Consider the following 18,113-nt stretch of genomic DNA (forward strand, 5'->3'; position numbering starts at 1 on the left):
AATGAATACGAAGACGAAAAAAATGATTCAAACGGTTTGTGTCAGCCTTGCGGTAATATCGGCGGTAACGGCATGTTCGAACGGTAGTAATGGAGGTAACGGCGTAGGAAATGCAGATGGGCAACAGTCTCCTGCTAATTCGGGCAGCGGCAAGAAAGTAGTCAAAATTGCCGTTCCGCAAAGCGATCGTTTCTTGGAACAAGCTGAAGCAAACTTCGAGAAGTCACACCCGGATATTGATATTCAGATCGATGCGCTAGTCGCTGCCTCTTCAGGAGGAGCTTCATCTGCAGCTTCATCTACGTCTTCACCTTCTGGCGACGATGCGGCCAACAATGAGAAATTCGTGAATACGATCAATACGGCACTGATGTCAGGCAACGGCGATGATCTTATTGCTATTCAGGGCTTGCCCTTCGATAAATATGTGAATAAGGGGCTTGTTGAGGATCTTCGTCCATTGATGCAGAACGATAGCTCCTTCAAACTTCAAGATTACTACGAAGGCGTTATGAATGCAGTGACGAAAGGCGGTAAACAGTTTGGCTTGCCGGTCTGTTTCGGGGTGAATGTCATGTTAGGCGATTCAGCGCAACTGAAGCAAGCAGGCATCAATCTCGATGATTCCAAATGGACATGGTCAGACTTCATTGATATTGTTCATAAGCTTAGCAAAGATGGCGATGGCGACGGTGACGGCAAGCCTGACCGTTATGCGCTGACAGGGATGAAGAAGGACGATTTGATTAAACTAATGGTAGCATCAAGTTACGAGCATTATGTAGATTCGGCAGCCAAGAAGCCAACCTTTGACTCCGGAGATTTTGCAACGCTGCTGAAGAACTGGAAAGGCTTATATGACGATGGTTTAGTTAATGAAGTAGCTGGTGAAGCAAACGCACAATCATTCGCTTATATGCCAGTGCACGGGCCTTCTTTCTTAATTTCGTTACCCAAACTCTTCTTCCCTCAAGGAGATGGACACTCATTCCAGACTCCATCCGGCGGTGAAGCTCAGGGGATGACATACTCGAGTGATCTCATGCTTGCCATGAACGCGAAGTCTGGTGTGAAGGAAGAAGCGTGGGAATTCATGGAATATCTGCTTAGTCCCGAGATGCAAGGTGCTCTAGAATTACCGGGTCTCTCGGTACGCAAAGATACAACGATCAATAAGATCAAACAAATGAATGAGCAGATTAAGAATAGTGCAAATAACGGTGGTGGCAAAACGGCAGTAGGGGGAATTGACGCCTCGAATATGCCTACATTGACGGATGCAGATATGAAGAAGGTAGAGGATATCCTCTCACGGGTCAAACGCTACGACGGGGCGGATGATGCTGTTATGAACATGGTGCTGGAAGAGGCGAATGCATTCTTCGATGGCAGCGAGTCGGCTGAAGATGCGGCGAAGAAATTGCAGAACCGGGTTGGCATTTACTTGAATGAGTAAGTTTCTTAGAAAGTAGTTGAAGCAGAGGGCCGGATCGACATATCGTCGACTCGGCTCTTCTGTCGGGTTCAAGAAAGGTGTTGACATTGCCGCAGAAATGATTTATCTTTAATTCAAGATAATTAAATCCAAGACAAACGAGAGGGGGTGTTGGCCATGTCATTCCAAATCGATGACGAACAGGCGGTTTCACTTAAAGCATTCGTTGTTCTTTCCAAAGCTTATCGAACGGTTATGGATCGAGCAGTTAAAGATATGAAGAAATACGAGCTGTCTTCTTCTGAATTTACGATTCTTGAAGTGCTGTATACGAAGGGGCGAATTCCCTTACAGCAAATTGGCGAGAAGATCCTAGTTACCAGCGGAAGCATCACATATAACATTGATAAGCTGGAGAAGAAAGGGCTGCTCAAGCGGGTCCCATGTGAAGAAGATCGGCGAGTCATCTTTGCAGAGCTTACACAAGCTGGGAACGACTTGTTTGATGACATTTTCCCGAAGCATGCTGCTTCTATACATGTGATGACACAAAGCTTATCCCATGAAGAAAAGCTGACCCTCATTGAGCTACTGAAGAAATTAGGAAAAGGCGTGGATAGTTAGCAGCTTGAATCAACGCTTTTTTTTGACTTATATCTTAAATTAAAGATTATTAAACCCAAATTAAATGGAGGTAGATGAAATATGTTGGCTTTAGGATTGTTGATGATTCGTGTCGTGATTGGATTGTTGTTTATTGGGCATGGTGCACAGAAGTTATTTGGTTGGTTCGGCGGTTATGGACCCAAAGGTACAGGCGGTTGGATGGAATCGATCGGCATGAGACCCGGCGTTCTGATGGCTGTTGCGGCAGGGCTTATGGAATTAGTCGGAGGCGCATTATTCGCAGCAGGATTGTTCACACCACTGGCAGCCGCACTTATTGCATTAACCATGCTGGGAGCCATCGTTAAAGTGCATGTCAAGAACGGACTGTGGGTAACGGCTAACGGATATGAATATCCGCTTGTCATACTCGTAGTGGTAATCGGTGTAGCTTTTGCCGGTGCCGGTGCTTACTCGTTGGATGCACTGATGAACTAACGCGAAACTTCTTTTATTTCATGAGAATAGCGGAATACTAAAGGAAATAGCTCGGAAATGTGCTCCATAAAAATGAATCCTATAGGAGTGATTACTCATGTCATTACAAACTGCTGGTATCCACCATATTACGGCCTTTGCAAGAGATCCTCAGGCTAATGTCGATTTCTACGCAGGTGTACTTGGTCTTCGCCTTGTGAAGAAGACGATTAACTTCGATGCTCCTGATGTATATCATCTGTATTTCGGTGATAAAGCCGGTACGCCGGGCACGATCATTACGTTCTTCCCATGGCCGAATTCCCGCAAGGGAAAGGTTGGCGGCGGGCAAGTGGGAATCACCACTTATGTCGTTCCTGTTGGAGCACTCAACTTCTGGGAAGATCGGTTGAAAGGCTTCGGGATTGCAATCAAGAAAGTGACTCGTTTCTCTGAGGAATATATCCAGTTCTCAGATAACGAAGGGCTGTTGCTTGAAATCGTGGAGCGTGATGCAGGATCGAACAGTGAATGGTCCTTCAGCGGAGTTCCTACCGATAAAGCGATTAAGGGATTTGGCGGCGCCGTGCTGTTTAGCACCAAATCGGCACAAACGAGACACGCTCTAGAACATATTCTGGGCATGAAACAAGTCGGTGAGGATCAAGGATATGCACGTTATCAAACCTCTGCAAATATCGGGAACATCATCGACGTACCGGTAGCTGATATGGAGTGGGGAGCAGGCGGCGCTGGTACGGTGCATCATATTGCTTGGAGAGCGAAGGACTTCGAAGAGCATGCTCAGTGGCAAACGGAGGTATTGACTTCTGGTTATCAGCCGACTCAGATTATTGACCGACAATACTTCAACGCGATCTATTTCCGGGAAGCAGGCGGCATTCTGTTCGAGATCGCTACGGATCCACCGGGATTTGCTAATGATGAGACTGCTGAAGCGCTAGGCGAGAAATTGATGCTGCCATCTTGGTTTGAACCGAAACGCGAGCAGATCGAAGCGAATCTACATCCGATTCAAGTTCGTGAACTGGAGGTTGGCAAGTTATGAAACATATCTTTGAACAGGGTTCGTCGCCAGACGCTGCAACGTTAGTGTTGCTGCACGGTACGGGCGGAACGGAGAGAGACTTGATCCCACTTGGGAAGAGGATCTCTCCAGGATCCTCCTTGCTAAGCATTCGCGGTAACATCTTGGAGAATGGGATGCCACGGTTCTTCCGGCGTTTGGCGGAAGGCATCTTCGATGAAGAGGATCTTGTAATCCGCACGAAAGAGCTTTACGATTTCCTGGATGAAGCAGCTGCTCAGTATGGTATAGACCGCAGCAGCTTCGTGGCTGTCGGGTACTCGAATGGCGCGAACATCGCGGGTAGTCTTCTGTTCCATTACCCGGATGCGTTCAAAGCTGCCATCTTGCATCATCCCATGGTGCCGTTGCGCGGAAAGGAGCTGCCTGATTTGTCAGGTACTCCGATATTCATCGGCGCTGGTACGAACGATCCGATCTGCTCGCCAAGCGAAACCGAGGAATTGCAACAGCTGCTTGGAGATGCTGGAGCCGATGTTTCCGTTCATTGGGAGAATTATGGTCACCAGCTCACTGCTTCTGAGGTCGATGCGGCGACAAAATGGTTTCACACGATATGATCTCAATAGATCCGGCAGCTCAAGGTGATCGAGATAATTATAAGCTCCTTATCGGTAGTGTCGTTCCGCGTCCCATTGCGTTCGTAACTACGCTTTCGGAGCAGGGCGTATTAAACGGAGCGCCGTTCAGTTATTTCTCAATCGTCTCCAGCAACCCGCCGCTGTTATCGGTTGCTGTTCAGCGTAAGAATGGCGAGAAGAAGGACACCGCACGAAATGCGAAAGCGATGGGTGAGCTCGTTATTCATATCGTGGATGAGTCGAATGTGGAGGCCATTAATCAAACTGCAGCGAGTTTGCCTCCTGATGAAAGCGAAGTGATTCTAGCAGGGCTCACGCCTATTGCCAGTGAAACAGTGAGTGTTCCGGGAATTCTGGAGTCCAAGATCAGAATGGAATGTGTTCTGGAACAGTCGTTAGAGCTTGGCGGTGCAGCTGGAACACCGGGGTGCGACCTGTTAATCGCGCGCGTGGTTCGTTTTCAGATCTCGGAAGAGCTTCTAGAGGAAGGGCGAATCGATGCGAAGAAGCTGGAACCTGTCAGCCGGATGGCGGGCAATTTCTATTCAACCTTGGGCAACGTATTCTCGATTGAACGTCCGCAATGAAGGAGTAGGCCATTATGCTGAATATACTTAATCGAATTAATGAGCTTTCTAGAATAGAGAAGGATAGAAGCTTAACGGCTTCTGAGAAATCAGAACAAGCCGAGTTGCGTAAAGAATATCTTCAGATATTCCGTGGTTCTGTTGGCAGCCTGCTCCTGAATTCAACCATCATCGATCCGAATGGAATTGATGTTACCCCTGACAAATTAAAGCAGGAACAGGCTCGAAGGGCAGCGCACTAATTCAGTTATCAAAGAAGCAGCGAATGCGAATCGCTGCTTCTTTTTTTTTATTTGGAACACATGCTTAACATGCAGTTTCGAGAGGGGACTTGATTAGATAAATGATTAAATAACAGTTAATTGTTTTAACACCAAGAAAATGACGATATAAGTCTATTTTAAAACATGTATAGTATGCTTATTCTTACACCCAATCCCCTTCCACCCTCTAAGCTGCAATTAGACCTTTCACAAGGCAATCTAATGTGAGTTCAGAGGGTATTTTTTTGAGTGGAGGCTAGTTTTTTATGCGTACAAGGGGGAATATTCATGCACAAGAATCCTAACGTTGCAGCCGTACTGAGTGTGGCCGTGGCGGGGCTGGGGCAAGTATACAACGGCAACATAAAGAAGGGGATTCTACTGTTCGTTGTGGATGCTTTTATAGTAGCTGGACTCATAATTCCAGAAGGCATATCGGGATTCGGCATTGCTGCTGGAGTATCTGCATGGGTGTTTGCGATCTATGATGCTCACAACAGCGCTGTCAAAAATAACATCAAGCTTGAAGTGATATGGGAGGAACAATAATGAATATCTCTAGTAACATGTCTTTATTCTCGATGTATGCCCAGGTCATGATTGTTGTATATGGTTTGTTTATCTTGCTTGGCCTATATTGCCTTTACTTATTAATTCATTTTTTGACTCGTGGTATTAAAGCCTTTGAAATCTATATCGAGAAGAACAAACGTGAGTGATACTATACGCTTGCCGTGAGACAGAGAGGATGTTCAGCGTGGATAGACATGCATGGAAAGGGTTTATGCAAATGGCTATTTCGATCAATGTAACGGGATTTTATTTTATAAAAGGAGGTATACAGGATTGTTTGAATATATTTTTGTTGAAACCTCTCTAGGTGGCCTTTGGTCCGATCCTACTCATTGGGAAACGATTCAGAGTTATGCAAAAGAAGGCTGGCGCCTTTATCTCAGCGAGTATTCAAATCGTTTGGTATCCATCTGGACTCCTCAACTCAGTCGGAATTCTTTTTTAGTAATCCAATGAGACTTATAACCATACCGAGTAAAATAGTAATAAAGGACAAGCTTGGATAACGAACTTTAAAATCAACAATTGTTGAAAAGACAAATCCTAAAAAAATGAATTGGAAACCAATAAACATAATTTTCTTATCAGATAAGTTCTTCCTCCTCACAATAGCCAAGACCAACCCTACAACCAATACAATCAGCATTAGAATGAAAATAAAATCAAACCCATTTTGGGACAAATAAAAAACTCTTTCAAAAAAATCTCTATTAGGTTGACCCTCCATCTATAATCCACGCCTCTCGCGAGTTTTTACCATTATAATCCAGATTGTGTAATTGCGCTATAATAGATTCAACCTACTCGAATACTTCCAACCTTTCAAGAAAGGGTAGTCCCGGATGGTGTGATACTTCAATTAAAGACAGGAATCCAATATAAATTTAAAGTTACTGATAGGGAAAAGCTTAATAACCTTTATAATGAAGTTTATAAATAATGGGAGAGTGAAGAAGCTGAAAACATGTTTTCTGTTAACCGGGAAAGCACGAGTGGGGAAATCAACAGCGATAAAACGAATTATTCAACACATTGGCCCCAATTATTTTGGTGGCTTTTACACTGAAGAAATACGAGATACTACAAACCGTACTGGATTTAACTGCATTACAATTAATGGTGAAACAGTGTGCATTGCAAGTGTTGAAAGTGAAAGTTCAACTCGCGTAGGGAGATACGGAGTAGACATAGATGCTTTTGAAAGTATTGCTTTGAAGGCAATAAATCAATCCATAGATACGAAGAAGATTACCGTTATGGATGAGATCGGTTTTATGCAAATGTTATCGGCTCCTTTTGAAACATTGATCCACGAAGTAATTTCGAATTCTAACCATATCATCCTAGGCACAATTTGTGTGGACAGCCATCCGAGAGTTGACAAGATTAAAGAACTTACTGGGATAGAAATTTATCATATGACTGAGGAGAACCGTGAGGAAATCATAGAACGAGTAACAAACGATATACATAAGTTTCTGTGAGAGGCCGGAGTGGGAAGAGGCAATCGCTCTAAATGAGATGGGGGTGTACTTTGGGAGAGGTCATTTTATTAAGGGGTAGACCTGGGGTCGGTAAAACAACGATTTCAAATCTGTTAATGTCGAAGTTAAACGCTCCTGTTATTCGCAAAGACGATTGTTATGATGTTATAGCTGAATATGATGAGAATCATGAACAAAGAAATAAAGTTTCGTATGGCATCTTGTTTCGAATGCTGCAAACCAATGCTGGTCATAATGTGCGGTTTATTCTTGATTTTCCGTTCAATCGAGAAGAGGAAATGAAGAGTTTTGAACAGTGGCTCATTCATCACAACTACGTGTTGAAATCGATTCTGTGTATTTGCAGTGATGAAGTGCTGTGGGCTAATCGATTCAATGTCAGAAAACTTAATCCACTACCCAATCAATTGATTACGGATTTTAATGAACTCAAGGATTATTATAATGACCTAAGCATTAAGCCGATTGATGGTGAACTACTAATTGATACCATTGATCCATTAGACGCGATCGTAAGTAGGATTTTAGCATATGTGCAGTAATTCTCAAGGCAAGGCGGGAGAACGTGAAAATGACTCAACGCTTAGGAGCACATGCACTTGTAATTGGTTCAGGCATAGCCGGATTATGTGCGGCGCAAGTGTTATGCCGTTACTTTGAGGAAGTAACCATACTCGAACGAGGTGCAGAGCCTCTCGATAAACAACCGAGAAAGGAAGTTCCTCAAAGTTATCATCTCCATGCGTTGCTCAAGGGAGGGGAACTAGCGTTGGAACAGCTATTCCCCGGTATCGTCGAGGCTATGCTGCAGGATGGTTCAACCCGTATTAATGGGGCGAGGGATCTCAAGTGGTTCCATCACGGGGTATGGAAGAAGCGATTTGTTGGGGATATATTCGTTCATCTTCAAAGTCGCCCCTTCTTAGAAAGCCATATTCGACTTCTAGCGGGACAAAATCCCAACTTGCGAATCCGATATAACACGATGGCCTTGCAGCCCTTGTTTGATGAGAAGCAGAATATGATTTATGGAGTCCAGGCCTTAGAAACAGGCTCATCTCAGCCAACAGATATCCTTGCTGATCTGGTCATCGATGCAAGCGGATATGGATCACGATTTCATCAATGGTTTCATTCGCAGCAATATCGGGTTCCCGAAGAGAAAGTGAGAATTGACCTTTGCTATGTGAGTCAAATTTATGATTTAAGTGCTACGCCAAGGGATTGGACCACTCTATTGGTGTACCCTTCAGCGCCAATCGAAAAAATCGGAGGAGCCGTATGCCGTATTGAGGGCAATCGTCATATTTTCACATTGTTTGGCTACGATAGTGAACTTGCATCTTCCGTTCTTGACGACTCTGAAAGCTTCATCGCATTTACTCGAAAGTTACCCCATCCGATGATTTACGATGAACTGCAAGGTGCAAAGCCTGTCTCGGACATCAAAGTCCATAAGGTTCCGTATATTGCACGTCATCATTATGAGAGGATCAATAATCTCCCGCAGGGATTCTTATTTATTGGTGATGCGTTCTGTCGATTTGATCCGGTCTTTGGGCAAGGCATGTCAGTAGCTGCTCTGGAGGCATTGGCGTTAAAAGATTGTCTCGAGCAAGAGCGGCAAGGAAGGAAGAACATTGCGCCCCAATTGACCAAGCGCTACTATAACAGGATAGCAAAGCTTATTGATCCTGTATGGAGAATCATTCTTGTCGAGGATTTTCGTTATCAGCATGTGACGGGCAAGAAACCAGTCGGACTCTCAGTACTTCAATGGTATACCGGAAGGATCTTTCATCGTTCTTCGGAAAATACGGATATCTATCTGGCGTTTATGCATGTGATGAATTTATTACGCCCAGTAAGCACGTTGTTCTCGCCATCGATCCTATTGAAGATATTGTTTAGAAAAAAATAAAAAAAATCTTCCTCTCTAAATCTCAACAAATTGATACATAATGTTACCTAAATTCAATAGAGTATAGATTTAAAACCCCTGCACAAAAGGGGTTTTTTTGTTGATTATTCTAGTAATTACGCGGTATTTCGCAAGTTTCGACAGATGGCCTAATAGATTTTGTCAGCGCAACATAATGTAACCTGCCAGCGTCTAATTGAACAGATTCATCGCAGCGGGTCTTCATGGCTCGCGGAAGAGGAGGTTAGGACATGACATTTGTAAGGAAATTGCTGATCGCTTTGCTGCTCCTGGCGCTGGCGATTCCGGCTTTTCCTGTAGGTGCGGAGTCGCTTTCCACGCAAGAGAAGTTCGAGGTGCTGAAGGACCAAGGAATTTTTACTGGACTTGGGGATGGCAGTGCGGGACTTAACCAATCGATGACGCGTGAACAATTCGCCGCCGTGCTGTACCGGCTTTGGGGTCTAGCGGACACCAACCCGGCGAGGGCGAGCTTTGACGACGTGTTGAAGTCAAGATGGTCCTATCATGAAGTGGAGGCTGTGAACAATGCGGGACTCATGACGGGAACTGCTGCGCGTAAGTTCTCTCCCTCCGCTAACGTAACGGTGGAGCAGCTGGCTGCCGTTCTGGTTCGGGCTTATGGCTACGGAAACGGCAGTTCGCCGGTGAGTGGAATCGTATCCGCTTGGGCAAGGAGCTCGGTAAGCAGCGCGCTCGATCACGGATTTATCTCTTATCAGACGAATTACAGATTTGCTGCTACACGCGGTCAGCTCGTCGATGCCGCTTATGCCGTTTATCAGCAGCATAACCTGCAAAAGCTTCAAGTGAGCAGCGTTCAACCACTGGGGAACAGTATCCTGCTAGTCACTCTGAATAAAGTCGCCGCCTCGGTTGATCTGTCCAGCTTCTCGCTTAAGGACGATCAGGGCACGGTGATCGCGATCAGAACAGCGACTCTGTCCTCGAATGGCAATACCGTTATTGTCACGACGGGGCCGCAGCAAGCGAACCTCATGTACACGCTTACGGTGGACGGAACGAGCTGGCGTTATACCGCGATCTGGGATAACAACGGAGGCTCTGGCGGTACGGGGGACAGCACTCGTCCTACAATCACCAAGGTTGAGAGCCTGGGAGATCGGACAATTCGTCTGACGTTCTCCGAGCAGGTTAACCGCACCACAGCAGAAGATTCAGACAATTACGATATCATTACCGGCGACCTCAATCTCTATAGCTTTACCTTATCCGACGATCGCCGCACGGTCACGATAACGACGAGCACGCAAGAGGACGATTATCGTTACCGGCTGTCCGTATCCGGCGTGAAGGATCTATCGGGCAATACGATGACTTCCCGGAGCGACTTGTACTTCTACGGCATCTACGACCTCGACGGCTCGAAGCCGACCGTCGTGTCCGTCGCTGGACAGAACGATTCGACGATCAAGGTTGTCTTCAGCGAGAAGGTCGACGCAAGCGATGCTCGCAACGTGAATAACTACAGCATCAATAACGATTTGTACGTCACTCGAGCAACTCTCGCCAGCGATGGCAAAACAGTGACGCTCTACACGAACGAACAAGTGAACGGCAAGGAATATAAGCTGACGATTCGTGGCATCGCAGATTTGGCCGGTAACGTTATGAACACGCGGAGCAATATTGAATTCAAAGGCACGAACGACCACAATAAGCCTTTTGTTGATTCTGTATCCGTGCTTGGCAACTCTACCGTCGAAGTGCAGTTCAACGAACAGGTCAATGCGGATCAAGCGAAGAAAGCATCCAACTACTCAATCAACAATAATCTCAAGGTAACCAACGTCATACTTGACCCTGACGGCCGTACGGTTATTCTCACGACGACGAAGCAGACGGATGCCGTCCTGTATACCTTGACGATTCAAGGAATCTCCGATCTGGCAGGCAATTTGATGGATAAGGAAACGAACCTGTATTTTGGCGGCTACATCGACCGCAGTGCTCCGACTGTTGTCGGCATTCAAGCGGCAGAACGCCAAGTGGTCTTAACCTTCAGCGAGCGGCTGGATGCGAGCACGGCGAGCCGCGCGGGCAATTACAAGCTTGACGGCAATCTCGGCACGGTCAAGAGCGCGGTGTACGACGACGCGAAGAAGACAGTCACGCTCACGACTAACGACCAGACGCCTGGCGGAGTCTATTCCGTCACCATCAATCAAGTGAAGGACTTGAGCGGTAACGCGATCGCCACGGATACGCGCATTCAATTTGTTGGCAGCGATCGTGGGACGACAGAGTCGATCGAGCTTCAGAAGCTCGAGGTTGTCAATCAGAACACGGTTCAAGCGACATTCAGCCGGGCGCTGTCCGACTCCGACGTTGCCTCACTTGATTTGACAGTTCTTAAGGACAACAACCGATCTGTCGACGTGAGCGGATGGAGCGAATATGTAGTCCGTAAGTCCGGCGCGAATAACGTTGTTGTGATCCAGCTAAGGACGAAGCAATCGGGTAATCCTTCCCTGTTCGTCGCGGGTCATGCCTATGTCGGGCGCATCTCTGATTTGCCTGGTTTGGTCACGAAAGACGGGGCGGATCAGAAGGTATTCCCAGGCACGGAGAAAAACAACGACGAACCTTATGCTACGCAAGTGTCGGCTTTGAACAGCAAGGCGATCAAGGTAACCTTCAGCGAGCCTGTTCGTGGCGTTAGCGCGTCTGGTTTCAATATTCTGCGCGACGACGGTTCGACGATAGGTATCGACAGTGTTAGTGTGAACGACACAAACAGCATCGTGTCCGAAATCACTCTCTACCTGGATGACGAAGTGAAGTCCGGCAAAACGTACCGTCTGCGCTTCAAGGACAGCATCAAGGATGCGGCGGGATGGAACGCCATCCGCACGCAGGAAGACTCGAATCCTTATCAAGTTGTATTCGCGGGAACGGCGACGTCCAATCCAGCGCCTACTGTCACGAAGATTGTATCGACGGACCGCTACACGTTCGAGATACAATTCAGTGAGCCAGTACGGCTTGATGACGAAGGTGGATTCTACCTGTACGCCGTATCCGGCGGAAACGAAGTCGACATTCATTCCAGCGGCAACGCGAGCTACGTCCTGTCCCAAGACCGCAAGGCGATTACGGTGTACTTGAACGCGGATCGGCTGGATCCTCTGAAGTCGAATCAGCGTTATCGATTGGAGTACGATTCGAACCACGGGCGGATCGTGGACGATCAAGGCGCCTCGCTGAAGGACTCTGATAACAGCAGCGCGTACCTCTTTACCGCTTCAAGTGCGAATAATGCCATTCCTTCTATCGCGAAAGTTGACGCGCAAGGAACAGCGATCAAGATCACGTTCAGCGAGCCCATCAAGGGTTACAAGGATGAGACGAATTTCTTCAACATCGTCATAGATGGCAAATCAATTACGCCTACGGAAGGTCATCTTGACGGGCAAACGATCGTGTTGAAAGTACCATCACTTGCTTCGGGGAAGATCGGAACGATCGCTTACACGAACAATGGCGCCGACTCGATCCGAGATAAGAACAGCTTGTCGCCAAACCCAGATGCGGTATTTACCTTCGGCGTACAGTAACACCCTGCTCAGAACCCGTTAAGAGTAAGGAGGAACCTCGCGTTCCTCCTTTTTTTTGATGTGCCGCTCTCATTGTTGCACGTTCTTCCGTCATAACGATTTGAAGCGGCTTGATCGTTCCTGAACTCGAATAATCCTTATGCACGGTGAGAAAAATATGGGAAGTTTCAATATTAATAAAGAGGCGGGATCACAAATCAAGCATCAATTAGAAGGTAAAGTAGCACTGGTTACAGGCGCTTCCAGAGGAATTGGTCAGAGGATCGCCGAGGATCTGGCCCTTCACGGGGCGAAGGTTGTCGTGAATTATTCTAGCAATTCGTCTAAAGCAGACGAGGTCGTTGCTGCTATTAAGCGAGCGTCGGGGGAAGCCATCGCGATTAAGGCGGATATCAGTCAAGTTGCGGAAATCGAAAAGTTGTTTCAACTGACCATAGAGACGTATGGTCAAATCGACATCTTAGTCAATAATGCGGGGATCATGATTACGAAGCCAATCCTGCAAACGACGGAAGAGGATTTCGATAAACAGTTCAATATTAATGTCAAAGGGACTTTCTTTGCCATACAGCAGGCAGCGCTGCATATGAAGGAAAATGGTCGTATAATCAATTTCTCAACATCGGTGACAGGTCAGATGTTTCCAACATATAGTTCGTATGCGGGAAGCAAGGGCGCTGTTGAACAATTCACTCGTCAATTAGCCAAGGAATTAGGACCTAAAGGCATTACCATCAACGCAATCGCACCTGGACCGGTGAACACGGAATTGTTTACGGTAGGCAAGACAGACGAACAGATTAAAGCGGTTGGAAATATGAATTCCTTCGGGCGCTTAGGCGAACCAGAGGATATTTCAAGAGTTGTTCTGTTTCTAGCTAGCCCGGATTCACAGTGGGTGACAGGTCAAACGATTCGTGCCAACGGCGGGTTTGTTTAGAGCATCCTGATCAACAGGATGCTCTTCTTCATTTCTACAGCAGGTTGTCCATCATAATAGCTATCGCTTTGTTCAGATCAAGCGGATGCCCTAAGATCAAACTCCCCCACATGACGAAGCCGAGAGAAGTAATGATGATGAACAGCAGCATCTCTTTCGCCGGACTCCTCCTGCGCTTAGCTATGAGTAAGCCGCCAATCAAGAACATCGCGAATAGAAGGATCAGGCGTCACTGGTTAAGGACAAGTCAAGGGAAATTGATGTTTACTAATAACAGGCATATTCCAAGGCAATTAATTAACCTGATTAAATGAATCGAAATTTAATTAACCTAATTAAATACCATGAGAAGAACCCGCCCATTGGATATGGAGCGGGTTCTTGTTATTTATTAGCCGTTTAAGCCAGATTCTATGGAATCTTAAAGATAATTTAAGGAATAACACATTAATTATTAAAAAAGATAGTGTAACCTTTTTGTATAGTGAAGAGAAAGTTTTACGCTGGCTATTCCAACTTAAATACGATTCGAGATGATGAGAATATGAACATACCATTTGAAAAAGTTTATCTCAAGCATATGAGCGAAATTTATCGGTATATATACAAATTAACAAGAGACGCTGGAAATGCAGAAGATTTGATGCAAGAAACATTCGTACGCGCTTGTAAATTTCTAGAGAATTGTGAAGATGAGAATAGTATTAGGTTCTGGCTCTTCACAGTCGCGCACAATATCTATGTTGATTGGTATCGTAAACGCAAGAGAGAGACGATCTTACCTTTGTATGAAGAAAAACAAACCATAGATTCGAACCATTGGAATGACCCTGAGATTCAATTCCATCGCAAAGAGTTTTGGAGGAGTTTCGAAATGGTGACCGAGACGCTTCCTTTCAAACAAAAGCAGGCCTTACGTTTATTCTATATGTACCAATTACGATATGAAGAAATATCAAATGTATTGGATATTTCCATCACGAATGTGAAGAGCGCCATTCATCGGGGGAAACTAAAACTACGCGAGAGATGGGGGAGTTACGAACAATTCATATAGAACGGCTTTTGAATCCGCGATTTGAGCGGATTTTTTTATTTTGTCGACAAGTAGAGAAGAGAGTGAAACAACTTAACATCGTTTAATAGTTGACTTATCGTGTAGAATAGTGGAACAATTTGTATGTGAAATCGCACTGGGTTTATGATAAGTTCGAATATAATGTCAAAACAGGGAGTGCTTCAATTGGAATTAAAACTTGAAAATGGAAATTATGATTTACCGATTGAACAGCGTTCCCGAATGAAGTGGTCTATGCACCTGCTGTTCATATTCATGATAGGATTGTTCGGAGCAATGTTGTTTCTCCCTATCGAAGGTGTTTATTTCAATATTGCATTTAAGTTACTTATGATTTTCCCGCTAGCTTTTTTCTTATATGGGTGGTTGTTTGCAGGCTTAGTACGACTACAATCACTAAAGGTAACCCTGGATGAAATCGAGGTTAGGACCTTATTTGGGACTAAGAGAGCGAAATGGAATGAGATCTATGACATAGAGGTCTTTTCCGTACAACGGCATACTTTTATCGGCTTGGTACTTAAAGAAAAAATGAAGAAAAGGAATCAATCCTTCTTGTCTGAAATCAATAATATGTACGGTGGGATGTTCTCAATCAAAATTCCAATCTCTCAATATCCTTCCCTCAATATTGAAACGTTGTATTCCACGCTTAGGACACAGATGAAATTGCAGCCATGTGATCTAGATTTATCCGAAGAGAAAGAGAATCCATTGGGAGCAGAGAAACAGGGAGAAACCAACCGACTTGTCGCGTTTCTTAAAATCCTTCTGTTCGTTCTTGTTTGGGGATTTGTTTATGGGATCACCATCTATTTGCTTAAAACGAATATAATCTTTATTCCAATTCTCGGGTTGATGGGCGTGCTTTTTTACTACCAGAAGAATTTCCAGGAGGAAGTTATCGTCTGGCCTATGAGATTAGTTGTTGGGCTATTATGCTCGCTGCCAATTTTCATTGCAATGATTACAGATATATTTCTAACGTCATCAATCCGGTTCAGTTTAAAGAATCTTTATGAGATTTCTACAGCGTATATTAGTTATATAAAGGCACAACCCTCGAATAATTTGTTGGTGATTGGAATGGCTGTTGCGCTCTTTGCTTACGGTACTTTTCATGGAAGAACGTTTCGCTTGTTCAGGGTAATCCGTAAAATCTTCATGACGAGACATGGGAATTATGTATTTAAGAGAGAAGGCAGAATAGTCGAAATCTATGTGATAGACCCGGCAGACTTCCGTGAAGATGAAAGCAAGTTTGTGGTCTATCTTAATGAAGGGTGCTTAATGGAGAGGGAAGGTAAAAGAGTGCGCGCTTTATTACTACCTCAAAAAGCGATTAATGAATTATTCATTACCATCATGGGGAGTCCTATCATCCAGCATCGGGACGAACAATATACAAGTATCGACCTCGGGGGCTCTGGTTCTTACGTTCCGTATGTTTTTCCTTGTGTGCTTATCTGCAGCAACAATAAGGAAGTAGAACTAATTCGTATTGAACTTTCGTAGTTAAAAGGAGAACTCATGGACCCAAAAGTAAAAATAATGTTTCTGGACGAACATGTCACTGAAGGTGCTGCCCGGTTTGGGATCAAGCCGATGGAACTGACATTCATTGGAGGATTTCAAAACTTTATTTACTCCTATCATCGCGATGAGTTGAAGTACATACTCCGATTCACGCCAAGCACTCGTCGCACAACAGAAGGCGTTAAAGCAGAGCTAGATTGGATTCACTATCTTTCGCAGAATGGACTATTGGTTGCAGAACCTGTGTCGTCACTCGAAGGAAAGGACGTTGAACGTGTTCAAGGAAATACGATCGATTTCTACGTAACCTCGTTCAAGTTTGCTCCCGGCAATAAAATCGGATATCCAGAATGCCTGGGGAATGCAACTCTTTATGAAGAATGTGGACGTGTAACGGGTCGGCTCCATCAGCTCTCCAAACTGTACCAACCAATAGCTGTTAGACATACCTGGGAATGGAATGAATATCTCATTAGTGCAAAAGATTATTTGCCGAGTGATCTTGGGCCAGTCCTATTAGCCTTGGAGGAGCTAAAAACGCAATTAACTAGCTTACCGGTAAATACTGAGAATTTCAGTTTAATTCACGGTGATATTAATGTTGGTAATTTCACTGTCGATGAACTAGGGCAAATTACGCTTTATGATTTCGATGAATGTCAGTACAGTTGGTATGTCGAGGACATCGCGATTCAACTCTATTATTTGCTGTACGTATTCGGGGAAGATTCTAAGGTTGAACGTAGAGAACAGTATGAGCTTTTTATGCAACATTTTGAGCTTGGATACACCGAGGATAATCGTAAAATGCCAGACAACTGGAAGGAGCAACTGAAGCTCTTCCTCAGATTACGTGAAATCATTGTAGTCGTGGGCATGCACCGAAGCTGGGATTTAAGTCAACCAGATCAGTGGACCCGCGATTTCTTGAAAGATAGCAAGATGCGTGTTTTGAAGGGGATTTCGTTGATTGATGAGCTGTAGAACGTTGCTGGAGGTCAAATATGATTCATAAGTGGAAAATGAAGATAACATTAGGATGCATAATCATAGTGCTTGTTTTGTTTTCTAGTCTTCAATTCATGAAGATTAAACAATTAGAATCAAGAATTGACATGGTCAACCCAACAGTATCCTCAAGAGCGATACAATATGCCTTAGTTCAAGTAGAGAGTGAAATAAACTATCAGAAGACTAACAATTGGGAATCACCGGAGCTGATTGTGGTAAGAATACAGAATCTTTTAGATGGAATAAGTATCACAGTCGATGCTGGTCAATATGTAGGAACAATGACAGCACAGGAACGAAGTACATTATCGGCTTTATATTTCGAACTATATAGGTACACGGAATACCAAAACACACATCATATAACTTTGAACGATGAAGATAAAAAAGAATTTGAACAACTAGAGGATAGGCTTAGGAAGAATGGTTGGGGAACTAACATTGGATTCTCCTCAGATAGATCGGAGCTAATAAAGAGAATACACAACTTTTTGAGAAGATCATAGTTGAAGTTGGTATTCGAAACAAACTGTCTTTGGAAAAAATGACTGCCGAAATCGGCAGCTCGGCGAAGCTGAGAGTACAAATTTCGAACTCTCAGCAAGAAAATCGGCTGATTGCTGCGCTGAGAGTGCAGTTTTTGCACTCTCAGATAAGAAAACTGCCGATATCGGCAGCTCGGTGAAGCTGAGAGTAAAAAATTCGAACTCTCAGCAAGAAAATCGGCCGAATGCTGCGCTGAGAGTGCAGATTTTGCACTCTCAGATAAGAAAACTGCCGATATCGGCAGTTCGGCGAAGCTGAGAGTTAAAAATTCGAACTCTCAGCAAGAAAATGGGCCGAATGCTGCGCTGAGAGTAAAAAATTCGAACTCTCAGCAAGAAAATCGGCCG

General features: G+C 44.8%; 19 protein-coding genes. 18 read left to right on the forward strand and 1 reads right to left on the reverse strand.

The features are described 5' to 3' along the window. Nucleotide 1 precedes the first annotated feature (1 nt). From AC0YNX_RS05200 to AC0YNX_RS05240, 9 genes are all read left to right on the forward strand, one after another. Nucleotides 2-1,456, forward strand: a complete 1,455-nt coding sequence (locus AC0YNX_RS05200) for an ABC transporter substrate-binding protein (protein WP_475814564.1) — start codon at nucleotides 2-4, stop codon at nucleotides 1,454-1,456. A 156-nt stretch (nucleotides 1,457-1,612) separates the two neighbouring features. Then, nucleotides 1,613-2,059 carry a MarR family winged helix-turn-helix transcriptional regulator gene (locus AC0YNX_RS05205; RefSeq protein WP_475814565.1) on the forward strand — a complete coding sequence of 149 codons (447 nt, stop codon included), beginning with the start codon at nucleotides 1,613-1,615 and terminating at the stop codon, nucleotides 2,057-2,059. A gap of 81 nt (nucleotides 2,060-2,140) precedes the next feature. Continuing rightward, nucleotides 2,141-2,539 (forward strand): DoxX family protein, encoded by a 399-nt coding sequence (locus tag AC0YNX_RS05210; RefSeq protein WP_475814566.1) that lies wholly within the window; start codon nucleotides 2,141-2,143, stop codon nucleotides 2,537-2,539. A 97-nt stretch (nucleotides 2,540-2,636) separates the two neighbouring features. Next, on the forward strand, nucleotides 2,637-3,587 hold the full coding sequence (locus tag AC0YNX_RS05215; protein ID WP_475814567.1) for a ring-cleaving dioxygenase: 951 nt from the start codon (nucleotides 2,637-2,639) through the stop codon (nucleotides 3,585-3,587). Next, entirely contained in the window at nucleotides 3,584-4,186 is a 603-nt protein-coding gene (locus tag AC0YNX_RS05220) for an alpha/beta hydrolase (protein WP_475814568.1), read from the forward strand. The genes AC0YNX_RS05215 and AC0YNX_RS05220 overlap by 4 nt, the downstream gene beginning before the upstream one ends. Further along, on the forward strand, nucleotides 4,183-4,794 hold the full coding sequence (locus AC0YNX_RS05225; RefSeq protein ID WP_475814569.1) for a flavin reductase family protein: 612 nt from the start codon (nucleotides 4,183-4,185) through the stop codon (nucleotides 4,792-4,794). Before AC0YNX_RS05220 ends, AC0YNX_RS05225 begins: the two co-directional genes overlap by 4 nt. Nucleotides 4,795-4,808: 14 nt before the next feature. Next, complete coding sequence (locus AC0YNX_RS05230; RefSeq protein ID WP_475814570.1) at nucleotides 4,809-5,036, forward strand: DUF896 domain-containing protein; 228 nt, start codon at nucleotides 4,809-4,811, stop codon at nucleotides 5,034-5,036. A 309-nt stretch (nucleotides 5,037-5,345) separates the two neighbouring features. Beyond that, nucleotides 5,346-5,606 carry a hypothetical protein gene (locus AC0YNX_RS05235; protein ID WP_475814571.1) on the forward strand — a complete coding sequence of 87 codons (261 nt, stop codon included), beginning with the start codon at nucleotides 5,346-5,348 and terminating at the stop codon, nucleotides 5,604-5,606. Between the two features lie 222 nt (nucleotides 5,607-5,828). Then, complete coding sequence (locus AC0YNX_RS05240; RefSeq protein ID WP_475814572.1) at nucleotides 5,829-6,086, forward strand: DUF4177 domain-containing protein; 258 nt, start codon at nucleotides 5,829-5,831, stop codon at nucleotides 6,084-6,086. Here the strand turns inward: AC0YNX_RS05240 and AC0YNX_RS05245 are convergent. Beyond that, a complete protein-coding gene (locus AC0YNX_RS05245) occupies nucleotides 6,055-6,276 on the reverse strand; it encodes a hypothetical protein (protein ID WP_475815209.1) in 222 nt (73 codons plus the stop codon). The genes AC0YNX_RS05240 and AC0YNX_RS05245 overlap by 32 nt on opposite strands. 301 nt (nucleotides 6,277-6,577) lie before the next feature. Here AC0YNX_RS05245 and AC0YNX_RS05250 point away from each other — a divergent pair, with 301 nt between their 5' ends. The 9 genes from AC0YNX_RS05250 to AC0YNX_RS05290 all read left to right on the forward strand — a co-directional run bounded on the left by AC0YNX_RS05250 (nucleotide 6,578) and on the right by AC0YNX_RS05290 (nucleotide 17,726). Beyond that, nucleotides 6,578-7,114, forward strand: a complete 537-nt coding sequence (locus AC0YNX_RS05250) for a nucleoside-triphosphatase (protein WP_475814573.1) — start codon at nucleotides 6,578-6,580, stop codon at nucleotides 7,112-7,114. A 50-nt stretch (nucleotides 7,115-7,164) separates the two neighbouring features. Then, a complete protein-coding gene (locus AC0YNX_RS05255; RefSeq protein WP_475814574.1) occupies nucleotides 7,165-7,677 on the forward strand; it encodes a P-loop nucleotide/nucleoside kinase family protein in 513 nt (170 codons plus the stop codon). A gap of 29 nt (nucleotides 7,678-7,706) precedes the next feature. After that, a complete protein-coding gene (locus AC0YNX_RS05260; RefSeq protein WP_475814575.1) occupies nucleotides 7,707-9,056 on the forward strand; it encodes an FAD-dependent oxidoreductase in 1,350 nt (449 codons plus the stop codon). 251 nt (nucleotides 9,057-9,307) lie between these two features. Continuing rightward, a complete protein-coding gene (locus tag AC0YNX_RS05265; RefSeq protein ID WP_475814576.1) occupies nucleotides 9,308-12,655 on the forward strand; it encodes an Ig-like domain-containing protein in 3,348 nt (1,115 codons plus the stop codon). A gap of 196 nt (nucleotides 12,656-12,851) precedes the next feature. Further along, the gene (locus AC0YNX_RS05270) at nucleotides 12,852-13,595 is read left to right on the forward strand and encodes an SDR family oxidoreductase (RefSeq protein WP_475815188.1); all 744 of its coding nucleotides are present in this window, start codon (nucleotides 12,852-12,854) and stop codon (nucleotides 13,593-13,595) included. Between the two features lie 484 nt (nucleotides 13,596-14,079). Beyond that, complete coding sequence (locus AC0YNX_RS05275; protein WP_475814577.1) at nucleotides 14,080-14,652, forward strand: RNA polymerase sigma factor; 573 nt, start codon at nucleotides 14,080-14,082, stop codon at nucleotides 14,650-14,652. Nucleotides 14,653-14,838: 186 nt separating this feature from the next. Next, nucleotides 14,839-16,188 (forward strand): hypothetical protein, encoded by a 1,350-nt coding sequence (locus AC0YNX_RS05280; protein WP_475814578.1) that lies wholly within the window; start codon nucleotides 14,839-14,841, stop codon nucleotides 16,186-16,188. A gap of 15 nt (nucleotides 16,189-16,203) precedes the next feature. Then, nucleotides 16,204-17,193 carry a phosphotransferase enzyme family protein gene (locus AC0YNX_RS05285; RefSeq protein ID WP_475814579.1) on the forward strand — a complete coding sequence of 330 codons (990 nt, stop codon included), beginning with the start codon at nucleotides 16,204-16,206 and terminating at the stop codon, nucleotides 17,191-17,193. Nucleotides 17,194-17,213: 20 nt separating this feature from the next. Then, nucleotides 17,214-17,726 (forward strand): hypothetical protein, encoded by a 513-nt coding sequence (locus AC0YNX_RS05290; RefSeq protein WP_475814580.1) that lies wholly within the window; start codon nucleotides 17,214-17,216, stop codon nucleotides 17,724-17,726. Nucleotides 17,727-18,113: the final 387 nt, after the last annotated feature.

Source organism: Paenibacillus sp. J31R98 (assembly GCF_056269245.1).